This is a genomic window from Longimicrobiaceae bacterium (assembly GCA_035936415.1).
GTDB lineage: Bacteria > Gemmatimonadota > Gemmatimonadetes > Longimicrobiales > Longimicrobiaceae > JAFAYN01.
The window spans coordinates 1-11,467 of sequence record DASYWD010000527.1 but is presented as its reverse complement, the minus strand read 5'-3'; the positions used below and the strand labels follow the sequence as shown (position 1 = coordinate 11,467).

At 73.6% G+C, this 11,467-nt stretch carries 12 protein-coding genes; 7 read left to right on the top strand and 5 right to left on the bottom strand.

Annotated elements, in window-relative coordinates:
- Nucleotides 1–839 (top strand): tetratricopeptide repeat protein (locus tag VGR37_21410; GenBank protein HEV2149970.1); only part of this gene is annotated, 839 nt, incomplete at its 5' end.
- Nucleotides 840–854: 15 nt separating this feature from the next.
- Here VGR37_21410 and VGR37_21405 read toward each other — a convergent pair.
- On the bottom strand, nt 855–989 hold the full coding sequence (locus tag VGR37_21405; GenBank protein HEV2149969.1) for a hypothetical protein: 135 nt from the start codon (nt 987–989) through the stop codon (nt 855–857).
- Nucleotides 990–1,110: 121 nt separating this feature from the next.
- Between VGR37_21405 and VGR37_21400 the strand changes: the two genes are divergently transcribed.
- Nucleotides 1,111–1,965, top strand: coding sequence for a helix-turn-helix domain-containing protein (locus VGR37_21400; GenBank protein HEV2149968.1), 855 nt, complete (start codon nt 1,111–1,113; stop codon nt 1,963–1,965).
- A gap of 104 nt (nt 1,966–2,069) precedes the next feature.
- On the opposite strand, the gene VGR37_21395 is transcribed toward VGR37_21400, so the two are convergent.
- Together VGR37_21395 and VGR37_21390 are read right to left on the bottom strand one after the other, a co-directional pair.
- Entirely contained in the window at nt 2,070–2,900 is an 831-nt protein-coding gene (locus tag VGR37_21395; GenBank protein HEV2149967.1) for a DUF4097 family beta strand repeat-containing protein, read from the bottom strand.
- A gap of 161 nt (nt 2,901–3,061) precedes the next feature.
- Complete coding sequence (locus VGR37_21390; protein ID HEV2149966.1) at nt 3,062–4,645, bottom strand: bifunctional UDP-sugar hydrolase/5'-nucleotidase; 1,584 nt, start codon at nt 4,643–4,645, stop codon at nt 3,062–3,064.
- Nucleotides 4,646–4,857: 212 nt separating this feature from the next.
- Between VGR37_21390 and VGR37_21385 the strand changes: the two genes are divergently transcribed.
- From VGR37_21385 to VGR37_21365, 5 genes are all read left to right on the top strand, one after another.
- Nucleotides 4,858–5,226: a hypothetical protein gene (locus VGR37_21385; protein HEV2149965.1), complete on the top strand. Its 369-nt coding sequence runs from the start codon at nt 4,858–4,860 to the stop codon at nt 5,224–5,226.
- A gap of 16 nt (nt 5,227–5,242) precedes the next feature.
- On the top strand, nt 5,243–6,016 hold the full coding sequence (locus VGR37_21380; GenBank protein ID HEV2149964.1) for a hypothetical protein: 774 nt from the start codon (nt 5,243–5,245) through the stop codon (nt 6,014–6,016).
- 135 nt (nt 6,017–6,151) lie between these two features.
- Nucleotides 6,152–6,538, top strand: a complete 387-nt coding sequence (locus VGR37_21375; protein HEV2149963.1) for a hypothetical protein — start codon at nt 6,152–6,154, stop codon at nt 6,536–6,538.
- A gap of 40 nt (nt 6,539–6,578) precedes the next feature.
- Nucleotides 6,579–7,343 (top strand): hypothetical protein, encoded by a 765-nt coding sequence (locus VGR37_21370; protein HEV2149962.1) that lies wholly within the window; start codon nt 6,579–6,581, stop codon nt 7,341–7,343.
- 198 nt (nt 7,344–7,541) lie between these two features.
- Nucleotides 7,542–8,294, top strand: a complete 753-nt coding sequence (locus VGR37_21365) for a hypothetical protein (GenBank protein HEV2149961.1) — start codon at nt 7,542–7,544, stop codon at nt 8,292–8,294.
- Here the strand turns inward: VGR37_21365 and VGR37_21360 are convergent.
- Together VGR37_21360 and ppk1 are read right to left on the bottom strand one after the other, a co-directional pair.
- On the bottom strand, nt 8,286–9,191 hold the full coding sequence (locus VGR37_21360; protein HEV2149960.1) for a hypothetical protein: 906 nt from the start codon (nt 9,189–9,191) through the stop codon (nt 8,286–8,288). The genes VGR37_21365 and VGR37_21360 overlap by 9 nt on opposite strands.
- Before the next feature lie 23 nt (nt 9,192–9,214).
- Nucleotides 9,215–11,467, bottom strand: a 2,253-nt coding sequence (gene ppk1, locus VGR37_21355) for a polyphosphate kinase 1 (protein HEV2149959.1), incomplete at its 5' end; no start/stop codon positions are given.

Sequence of the window (11,467 nt, the reverse complement as noted above, 5' to 3'; positions counted from 1 at the left end):
GCCCCGGGAGCCCCTCGTACGCGCTGGCCGCCGCGCGCGAGTGCCGCGACGCGGGGGAGCACGAGGACGCGGAGGCGCTGTACAACCGGGCGGTCGCGCTGGCGCGGCAGGCGCACGACTGGGACAGCTACGTCCGCGCCCACGCCGGGCTCGGGAAGCTGGCCCAGGCGCGCGGCGCGTACCCCGCCGCGCGGAAGTCGCACCTGCGGGCGCTGCGCGCCGCCGAGCGCCACCGCCTGGGCTACCTCCGGGCGATGGTGCTGCACGAGCTGTTCGTGGTGGAGGTGGACTGCGGCAACGCCGCGCCGGCCGAGCGCTACGCCGAGGCCGCGGCCGAGGCGTACGGGCGGGGGCACGCGATGCTGCGGGTGCTCGCCTTCGACGTCGCCGGCTTCTGGATGAGCCAGGCGCGCTACGCGGACGCGCTTCCCGTGTTCCTGCGGATCCTCCCCACGCTGGGGCCGGAGGTGCAGGTGCTGGGATGGGGCGACGTGGCGCGCGCCGCGGGCGGCACGGGGGAGGCGGAGCTCTTCGAGCGGGCGTACCGTAGCGTTGCCGCCGCCCCGGCCGGCCTGCCGAGGCGGCTGGACGCGCTCCGCGAGACCGCGCACGGCGCCCTGCTCCTGGGGCGCCTGGACCTCGCGGAGCGGCTCGCCCGGGAAGTGGTGCTGCTCGCGCGCGGGCGGGACGACCACAAGTCCGTGTTCGTGGCCGAAGCGCTGCTGGAGGAGGTCGGCGCGCGCCGGGGCGGCGCCCCGGGCTCCGCGGAGGCCGCGCTCGAGCTCCGCAGCCCGCTCTCGCACTCGCTGCTGGACGCCCTGGACGCCGCCCCGGCCTGACCGGGGCGGGCCCGCTCAGAGGTTGGTGCCGATCAGGCCGGAGCCGTAGGCCGCGCCGGTCCCGGCCGGCGACGTGGGCGCGGTGGGGGACTCGCCGCAGGCGGCGAGCAGGGCGACGGCGATCACGGCGAGCAGGGCGCGGAACCTCATCGTGGCTTCCTCGGGCTGGGGTGGCGGATACGTGCGTCCGGATGGCAGACACAAATTAGCCCCCATTGGGCGGTGCCCGGGAATGAAAGTCGGGCCATAATCCGACCTTTTGCCGAAAACGATGCGCACTTCACTCCGGCCCCTCGTCCTCCTGCACTCCGACCCGGCCCTCCGGGAGCGGGTGCGCCGGGTGTCGCAGGGGCGCTTCGAGCTCCGCAGGGTGGAGCGCTGGGACGAGCTGGAGCGGGCCGTCCGCGAGACCGCGCCCTCCGGGCTGGCGGTGGTGGACCCCTACCACGGGCAGCCGCCTCGCGGGCGGACCGCCCCCGAGCTGTACTCCCTGCTGAAGCGCTTCCCCTCCTCCTCGATGGTGGCCGCGCTGTTCATGCGCCCGGGGTGGATGGAGGACGTCCGCGCGCTGGGGGAGCGGGGGATCGCGGGGGTGATCGACCTGGAGGCGGAGAACACGGACCTGCTGATCCTCCGCGCCATCCAGGGCGCGCAGACCCGGCCGCTGCGCACCTTCTTCCGCGCCGGGCTGCGAAGGTCGCTCACCGGGCGCGGCCGCATGATCGTGGACGCGGCGGTGGACGTGGTGATCGCCGGGCGGCAGGCGGCCGACCTGGCCCGGGACCTCCGCATCCACCGGGACACCCTGCTGCGGTGGTGCCGGGAGGCCGACCTCCCCGTCCCCCGAGAGCTCCTCATGTGGCTCCGGGTCCTCCTCGCGGCGGAGCTCCTGGACAACCCGGGGCAGACGGTGGAGAACGTCGCCGTGGCGTGCGGCTACTCCTGCGACGACGCCCTGGCCCGGGCGCTGCAGCGGCGCCTGGGGATGCGTCCCACGGCGCTCCGCCGCCGCGGCGCCTTCCGCACGGCTGCGGCGCGCTTCCAGGCCGCCATGGAGCAGCCGTCCGGCGCCGCGCCGCTCCGGCTGCGGGCCGTCTCCCGCGCCCCCTCCACCCGGGTGGCCTGAGCGGCGAAACGGTTCGGTGAGCCGCAACGGCACGGAGGGGCGCGGAGACCGGTCTCCGTGCCCCTCCGTTTCCGCTGGCGGCTGCCCGGTGCCGTCTCGCGGGCTCAGCGCGAGCCGCGGCGGACGGTGAAGGGTCCGTTGGTGGTGACCACCCGCACCGGGGCGCCGCCGGAGCCCAGGGTGGCCTGCACGTGCCGGCCGGAGCGGTAGCCCCCGGCGAGCGGCAGGTCCATCTTCACGGGGCCGTTGATGGTGCCCACCTCCAGCCGGGCGGAGTAGTCGCGCGGGAGGGTGAGCGTCACGGGGCCGTTGACCGCCTCGGCGTCCAGCCCCTCGCCGTTCCAGCGGGCGCCCTCCAGCACCACGCTGAGCGGTCCGTTCCGGACGCGCGCGTTCACCGCGCCGCCCACCCGCCGCAGCGAGACCGGGCCGTTCTCGGCGCGGAGCGTCATCCGCCCGGTGACGTCCTCGACCCCCACCGGGCCGTTCCGCGTGGTCACGGCCACGTCGTGCCGCCGCGGGACCTGGACGTCGTACATCACCGACCACGAGGCGCCGCGGCTCCGGGCGGGGCCCTCGGCGCGGATGGTGCCCCCGTCGGTGCGGACGGTCACCTGCCGGGCCAGCTCGCGGGCCTCCGCCTCGGTGGCGGCCTGCGCCTGGATCCGGGCGGAGACCCGTACCTGGTCGCCGTCCCAGCCGCGCACGGTTGCCCCGCCGTTCTCCCCGCCGTCCACGGTGATGCTCCCGGAGGGGCGCAGCGTCTCGGTGCGCACCTCGCAGTGCCGGGCCCGCTGGTCGCGCTGCTCGCGGCAGTTCTCCAGCCACTCCGCGTCGCTGCGCTGTGCGGCGGCGGGAAGGGCGGCCAGGAGGGCGGCGAGCGCCGCCGCGGCGGCGAGTGCGAGGCGGGTACGTGTGCTGCGGGTGCTCTGCATCGGGGTGCGCTCCGGGAGAGGGGAGTGTCGTCGGGTCCGGGTGTCCGGCCGGCGGGAGATCGCCGCGGCTACCAGGACAGACAGTCGCCGCCGCGGAATGGTTGCAATCGACGTGAGATCCCGGTCGAAACCGCCGGTCCGCACTTCGCACCTCGCACTCCCTACCTCGCCACCCACCTCCCCGTGCGCGGCGGCCGGACCGGCTGCGGCTGCGCCCGCAGGTACTCGATCAGCGCGTCCAGGTCCACCCGGCCGGTGCGGGTCATCCGCCCCTCCTTCAGCGTAGTGTACCCGTCTCCCCCGGTGGCGACGAACTCGGTGGTGGCGACGGTCACGGTGTCCGTGTCGCGCAGCGCCCGCCCGTCGGCGAGGCGGACCTCGCGGACGCGGGAGCCCTGCGCCGCGGTGGAGTCGTAGGCGACGGTCATCCCCGACAGGTGCGCGTCGGGGCGGCCGTCGCGCCCGAGCGCGTGCTCCAGCGCGGCGCGGAGCTGCGCGCCCGTGACCGTAAGCGTCACCAGCTCGTTCTGGAACGGCTGCAGCTCGTAGAGCACTCCGTAGGTGGCCGGCCCCGCCGGAATGGCGCGGCGGATGGATCCGGTGTTGATCAGCGCCACGCGCGCACCGGCGGTGGCGCGGAAGGCGTCGGCGATCAGGTTGCCGAGCGCGTACTCGGGCCCCTGGCGCTCCATGGGCGCCGCGAAGTGGACCACCACGCGCTCGCTGATGGGACGGACGTTGGCGTCCCACTCCGCCACCACGCGGGCCACCATGGTGTCCGGCGAGACCTGGTCCGCGTACGCCGGGTGCACGGCGCGGTACGTGGCGGTCACGGAGTCGCCGCGGCGCTCCAGGTCGGTGACGCTGTAGGCCGTGCTGTACGACGACGCCTCCGCCACCGGGATCCCTGCCGCCGTGGTCAGCACGCGGTGGTGGGTGTGTCCGCCCAGGACGAGGTCCACCGGCTCGGTGAGCTGCTCCGCCATCTCAAGCACCTCTCCCGTGCACCCGGTGGACTCCGCCCGGGGCTCCGCGGCGAGGCCGGGGCCTTCGCAGCGGGCGCCGGTGTGGACGCTCACCACCACGAAGTCTGCGCCGGCGGCGCGCGCTTCCCGCGCGCTCCGGTCGATGGCCGGCGCCTCCGGGCCGAACTCCAGCCCCTCCGTCCGCCCCGCCATCACCAGCGTGGGTGTCGAGGAAATCGCGGCGCCGATCACCGCCACCCGCACCCCGTCGCGCTCCAGCATGGTCCAGGGGCGGAGCCATTCCGGCTGCCGCTGCGTCCCCGCCACGTACACGTTGGCCCCCAGCCAGGGGAAGCGGCTCTCCGCGATGCGGGCGCGGAGCGTGTCCAGCCCCCAGTCGAACTCGTGGTTCCCCACCGCGGCGGCGTGGTACCCGGTCGCATTGTGCGCGGCGACCGTCGCCCGCCCCCAGCTCAGGTTGGAGATCGCCGTCCCCTGCAGGTCGTCGCCGGCGGAGAGGAAGAAGGTGGGGCCGTCGAAGCGCGCCGCCGCGCTGTCGAAGTGCGCCGCCAGGACCGCGGAGCCGCCCACCTCCCGCCCGCCGGCCCAGCTCGGCCGCTGCGGGTGGAGACGCCCGTGGAAGTCGTTGGTGTGCACGATGCGGACGCGCTTGACCGGCTCCGGCGCGGGGGCGGCCGGGGGCGGCGGGGCGCACGCGGCCGCGAGCGCGGCCAGGAGCGGGGCCGCGGCGCGAAAGACGAAGGAGTGCTGCGCGTTCATGGCTTGCCGCGTTCGGGGAATGTCCGGGTGCGCGCCGCGCGGACCGGCGGGCGCGCCGGGACCAAGATACCGGCACGCGATGCAAGTGCAATGCGCGGGCGCGTTCGTCTCCGCCCGGAAAGATGACACTTGCCATTCGGCGCCCACTCATGCACTTTGCAGCTTGTGGCGTACGCTCGGTTCATCCCCTTTTCTTCCCCCCCGGAGATCGTATGGACCCATTGACCCCCAAGCACAGAGTCGTCGAGAAGGACGGGTACGCCCTCACCTTCTATCCCGGCTTCCTCCGAAGAGGGGTCGTGCGGGTGGACGGCAGGGACGACGTGCTGTACGAGCAGGTCGGGTCGCACGACGTCCGGGATCAGCCCGACGAGCCGCTCACCCGGTACGAGCTGCGGCTGCAGGGCGGCCCCAACGACCGGGACTTCACCCTGCACGTGGACGACCCGCAGCGCGCCATCGCCGAGATCGTGGTCAAGCTCTACCCCAGGGGCCACACGGCCGAGTCGGGCAACGACCCGGAGCCCGACGAGGAGTTCCGGGGGGACAACGGCGCGATCCTCTGCCCTCCCATCTGCTGAAGGGCGCTCCTCACCCATGACGACCGCCGTCCTCCAGTTCCTGGTGCAGCTCCTGGTGCTGGCCTTCGGGGCGCTGGCGCTGGCGGTGGCGCGCTCGCGCGGCGCCATGCCGGCGCTGCACCGTGCCGGGTGGACGGTGGCGGCCATCTTCTTCCTCTGGCGGGGGGTGTCGGGGGTGGCGCAGAGCACCGCCGCGTTCTGGGCGCTGCTGGCGGGCGAGGGATCGGCTCCCTACGCGCTCTTCCTGGAGTGGGGGCCCACCATGAACCACACGCGCACGCTGATCGCGGTCGCCACCGGCTGGACGCTGGCGGCGCTCCCCCTCCTCCGCGCGCCGTCCGGCCCGGCCCTGGCGCTGCGGCTCAACGCCGCCTGCCTGGTGCTCGCCGGTACCGGGGCGTACGCGGGGTGGCGGGAGGGTGCGATCAGCCTGCACCACCTCACCTCGCTCACGGTGCTGGGCGCGGTGGAGCTGATCGGGCTCCTCTTCGCCCTGTTCGTGGGGCTCCTGGCCTACACCCTGGACCGGTACCTGTGGGTGGCGCTGTGCCTGTATGCCGTGCAGGTGGCGCTGGACGTGGTGTGGTACACGGCCACCGCCGGGTTCTTCTATCCGGGCGGGTGGGTTCCCCCACAGCCGGTGCGGTACCTGTACTCCGCGGCCGTGATGCTCGCCGGGTGCGCCCTCGCCTGGCACCGGCTCGCGCTGGCGCGGCGGGGCGCGCGGATCCTGGGGCTTTTCGAGCCGGCGGGGGGCGGAACCGTGCCCGCCCACGGCCCGCGGTCCTGAGCCGGAACCTGCTCATGGCGAACAACTTGGCGGGTAAATTCCGTCTGATAGCTGTCCTCGCTCTTGCGCGCCCCGGGCGCACCGAGCACTATGGTTTCCTCCGCAGTGCCTCCCCCTTCTTCTCCGGAGCTGTCCATGCAAGACAACGTCCCTGAGCACGTAAACGTCAAGAAGGACGGGTACGAGGTCACCCTCCACCCGGCGTTCTCCAGCCGCTGCGCGATCCGGAGCGTAGACGGAGCCGAGACCGAGCTCTACAAGCAGAAGGAGAGACACCACCTGAACGGCAAGGGGCACCCCAAGAAGCACACGTTCCGGCTCAAGGGCGGGCAGCACAACCGCGACCTGGAGCTGGAGATCAAGGACCCCAAGTACCAGGTGGCCCGGATCATCGTGGAGTTCTACGCCGAAGGCCACGAGCCGGGGTGGGGCAGCGCCCGGCCCGAGGAGCCGGTCGAGATCATGACGTTCGACAACAGCGTGATGACCTGTCCGCCCTACTGCGGCGAAGATCCTGGCTGATCCAAGCCGGCGCACCTCACGCTGAACGCCGAGCGCACCCATGTATGTCGTTCTGGGTCTCCAGTCCGCAATGGCTTTCGCCACCGTGGCGTTCGCGGTGGCGGCGCTGCTGGCTGCCCGGCAGACAGGAGGCCGGTCGTTCCACACCGTTGCCTGGCTCGTTACGGGGGTGGCCTTCCTCCTGGAGGGAATCAGCAGTACGCTCCAGAGCAGCGGGGCCATCTGGGCAGTCGTCGAGGGACCTGGATCGGCGGTTTACGAGGCGTACCTACGCTGGAGCACGGTTGGGAACCTCGGCCGCAGCTTTCTGAAGATCGGGCTTGGCTTCGCGTTGCTGCTGCTCCCTCTGGGGGGGAGATTCTCCGCCAGGCGGCAGACCGCTATCGCTGTCGCCTGGTTCTTCCTGTTCCTCGCTCTCGGAAGTATCCTCGGCTTGCGCGACGGCCCTGTCCAGGCGCGGCATTTCTCGCTCGTGGCGGTGCTCGACACGGTCGAGATGATCGTGACGTGGGCAGCGCTGTTCGGTGCGATCTCCTGGAACAGCATCGACCGCCTGCTCTGGGTCGCACTGGCGCTCAATGGTGTGCGTCAGGCACTGAACGTCATCTGGACCTCGGCCCTCGCCTGGGTGGACATGCCTGGAGCCTGGGCTCCGTCTCCCGCGCTGATGCAGTTCTACGCCTGTGTGACACTGGCCATCATGACCGGCCTTGCGGTCTGGCGGCTGCGGCTGACCCGGCGGGGGGTCAACGTGCCGGGGCTGCTGGAGCCGTCGGCGCAGGCGGCGCCCTCGCTCCTCGGCTAAGCGCCGGTACCCAGGCGATTCAGCGCTGAATCGGAGGGCCGGCCAGGGTGCCGGCCCTCCATGCTTTGTGGGCTCTCACGAACTGCTTCCTCCGCACTCACCCGTCCGTACATGCTCACCCTGACGCTCCAGTGCATCGGTGCGCTGCTCGTTGCTGCGTTCGGCGGCGTATCGCTCGGTGTGTCGCGATACCGTGTCGTGCTGACGCCCGACCGGCGGGCGGGGTGGCTGCTGGCGGGGATCGGCTTCTCCCTGCTCGGGGCATCCTGGGTCGTGCAGAACGTGGGAGCGGTCGCGGCGTTCTTCTCCGGGGCGGGTACGCCGACATACGAGACGTACCTTCGCTGGGCCCCGGCGATGAACCACTCCCGCTTGGTGCTCGGGACCGCGTTCGCGGGGGCCATGGCCTGTGTCGCGTGGAGCGGGCGCTTCCCGGGCCGCCGGGGCTGGAGCTGGATGGTCGCCGCGATGGTCGCGGCCATGCTGGCGGGGGGCGCGCTCGGCCTGCTGGAGGGCTCGTACGACAGCCGCGTACATACGGCGAACGCCGCGGTGCTGCTCACCGTGGAGCTGATCGCGTTCTCCGTGGTGCTCCTGATCGCGGCCGCGCGGGGGACGCTGGACGTGTTCCTGTTCGCGGCGTTGATGCTCTACACGGCGAGCATGGCGCTCAGCGTTCCGCAGCTCTCCGCGATGAGCCTGTTCGCCGCGACGGGCGGGCAGCGTGCCCTGCCGTGGCTGATGCAGCTCCAGTCCGTTGTCTTCGGGGTGCTGATGCTGGGGGTGGCGATCCTGCGGCTGGAGCTGCTCCGGAGAGGTGCGCCGGTCCGGGAGGTGTTCGGACGTGCGTCGACGCCGCGCCTGCGGTTCCTCGCCCCGGACGGCGGGTCGGCGCCCGCGCGGGCGCCCCGCTCTCGCCCGCGGCGGCACCGGTCCAGGCGCTCACGGTAGGTCGCAGGCCAGGCGCGCCATGGTCGCCGGCTCACCCTTCCCGGGCGACTCGCTGGTCAGGAACACCGTCCCGTCGGCGCGGATCTCCACGGCCTCGCCCTGCGGCTCGCCGAGCCCGGCCAGGTCCACGCGCTCCGCGGCCGGGTCGTCGCCGCGCAGCAGCTCCTCCGTGCGGAACAGGTAGAGGCCGGTGTAGGTGCGCACCACGACCCGCTTTCCGTCCGGGGTGGCCGCGGCGCCCGTGACCTGGTTGATCCGTCCCGGCTCCTCCGTGCTCAGGCGCCCCACCCGCTGCAGCACCACCTCCCCGCCCGCCTGCAGCGGCGCGGGGGCGCGGTACACCTCCACCGGGCTCCTCCGCCCCTTGGTGACCAGGTAGAGCGCCCCGTCGGGGAGGACGAAGATCGCCTCCGCGTCGTGGGCCACCCGCGGGTAGCGCAGGGTGATGCGCTCGGCGGGGGCGGTGGCCCCGGCGTTCGGGGCGGGCTCCGGGATCCGGTACACGTGCACGGTGCGGCGGTCCCCCTCGTTGTCGCCCGTGTCGGCCACGTACAGGCAGGTGCCCGCGGGGCAGGGGCCGGTGGCGACGTCCTCCCAGTCCCGGTTCTCCGCGCCGGCCACCGTCACGGTGCCCAGCAGCCTGCCGCGCGCATCCACCGCGAAGAGCACCGGGTCGCCCCCGGAGTCGTTGTGCGTCCAGAAAACGCCGGGAGTGCGGCGGCTCTCCGCCAGGCCGCTGGACTCGTCCACCTCCGGCGGGAGGCGGAGGGCGCGCTCCACGATCCGGCACTCCAGGCCGGCCGCGGTGGCGCCGGGCATCTCGCCCGAAGCGCAGGCCGCGAGGCCGAGGAGAAGGAGCAGCGAGGCGGCGCGGCGCGGGGTGCGGCTGGTTTCCATCGTCGTCGTATGCGTTCGCGGGCTCAGGCGCCCGCGTAGGGATCGGGGGCTTCGGCGCGGGGCGGCGTCTCCGGGCGGCGGTAGTACGAGCCGTCGGAGCCCAGCTCCCAGGCGTCCGGGTCCGCGAGCTGGTCCTCCAGGATGGAGTCCAGCGCGGCGCGGTGCTCCGGGTCCGAAATGGGCGTGACCACCTCGACCCGGGTGGAGAGGTTCCGGGTCCGCCAGTCCGCGGAGCCGATGAAGTACTCGGGCCGGCCCGCGTTGGCGAAGCGGAAGATGCGGGCGTGCTCCAGGAAGCGCCCCAGGATGCTGATCACGCGGATGTTCTCGCTGTAGCCCGGGACGCCGGGGCGGAGCGAGCAGATCCCCCGCACGATCAGGTCGATGCGCACGCCGGCGCGCGAGGCGCGGTAGAGCGCGGCGATCACCTCGCGGTCGGCCAGGCCGTTGATCTTGACGCGGATGTGCCCGCCGCGCCCGTAGCGCGCGTGCTCCGCCTCGCGCGCGATCAGCTCCAGGAAGCGCTCGCGCATGTTGAACGGGGCCACCAGGAGCTCCCGGAAGCCGGCGTCCTCCTCCTCGCCCGTGAGCAGCGAGAAGAGGTGCGCCGCGTCGGCGGCCAGCACCGGATCGGCGGTGAGGAGACCCAGGTCGGTGTACGCGGCGGCGGTCGAGGCGTTCAGGTTCCCGGTGCCGATGTACACGTAGCGACGCGTCTCCCCGTCCTCCCGCCGCACCACCAGCGCCACCTTGGCATGGATCTTCTGCCCCGGAACCCCGTAGACGACGCGGATGCCGGAGGCGCGGAGGTAGTGCGCCCACTCCACGTTGCGCTGCTCGTCGAAGCGCGCGGTGAGCTCCACCAGCGCCACCACCTCCTTCCCCTTCTCGCTCGCCCGCCGCAGCGCCTCCACGATGCGCGAGGAGCGGTTGGTGCGGTACAGCGCCAGCCGGATGGAGAGCACCTCCGGGTCCTCCGCCGCCTCCAGGAGGAAGCGCTCCACCGTCCCCTCGAAGTTGTGGTAGGGGAAGTGGACCAGCACCTCGCGCTCCCGGAGCGCCCCGGCCACGGAGGCCGCCGCCCGGAGGGGGTCGCTCCCCCGGAAGGGCGGATAGCCCAGCTCCGGGCGCGGGAGGCCGGAGATCTCCCGCAGCGCGCGCAGGTCCATCAGCCCGTCCACCGCGTGCACATCGGCGTCCTCCAGGGTGACCGGGGAGTCGCGCGACTCGTCGCGCAGCTCGCGCACCAGGCGGCGGCGGATGTCGGGCGCCGTCCCCTCCTCCACCTCCAGCCGCACCACGGGGCGGAAGGGGCGCTTCGCCAGCTCCTCCTCTACGGCCTGCAGCAGATCCTCCACCGCCTCGTCCCTGGGGACGCGCAGCTCGGCGCTCCGGGTGACCCGGAAGAGGCAGGCGTGCAGCACCTCGGCGCCGGGGTACAGCTCGCGCAAGTGGATGCGGACCACCTCCTCCAGCGGGAGGAACCGGCCGCCGCCCGGGAGCGCCACCAGGCGCGGCAGGTCGCCCGGGAGCGGGACGACGGAGAAGTGGTTCTCCCGGTCCTGGGGGTCGCGCACCAGCACGGCGAGCGCCGGGCGGAGGTTGCGGATGTGCGGGAAGGGGTGCCCCGGCCCGGCGGCGAGAGGCACCAGGCGCGGGTGGACCTCGTCGCGGTAGTAGCCACGCAGGAAGTTGCGGTCCTCCGCGGCGAGCGCGTCCGCGCGGACGACTTGGATCCCGTGCTCCGCCAGCTCGGGGAGGAGGACGTCTCGGAGCAGGTCGTACGCGCGGCGGGCCAGGTCCCGGGCGCGGGCGCGCATGGCGTCCAGCTGCTCGGCGGCGGTGGCGCCGTCCATGGTGCGCTTGCGGCTCCCCGCCGCGGCCTGCTGCTTGAACCCGGCCACCCGCACCCGGAAGAACTCGTCCAGGTTGGCGCCGAAGATGGAGACGAAGCGGACGCGCTCGAAGAGGGGGGTGCGGGGATCCTCGGCCAGGACCAGCACGCGGCGGTTGAAGGCCAGCGTGCTCAGCTCCATGTTCAGCAGCGAGCCCGGGGGGAGCTCGTCCCCGGGGTCGCCCCGCGCGCCGGACTCCAGGCGAGAGGCCGGGTGCACCTCCGGGAAGCCGTCCTGGCCGGTGCCGGGGTGGAGCGAGGTGCTCCCGTTGACCTCCGAGGGCCCGGGCCGCCGGGGCCGCGCGGGGCGGGTGCCGTCGCCGGCCAGGACCACGCGGGCGCGCTCCGGCCGCTCCTCCGTGGTGGGGCGCAGCCCGTACGC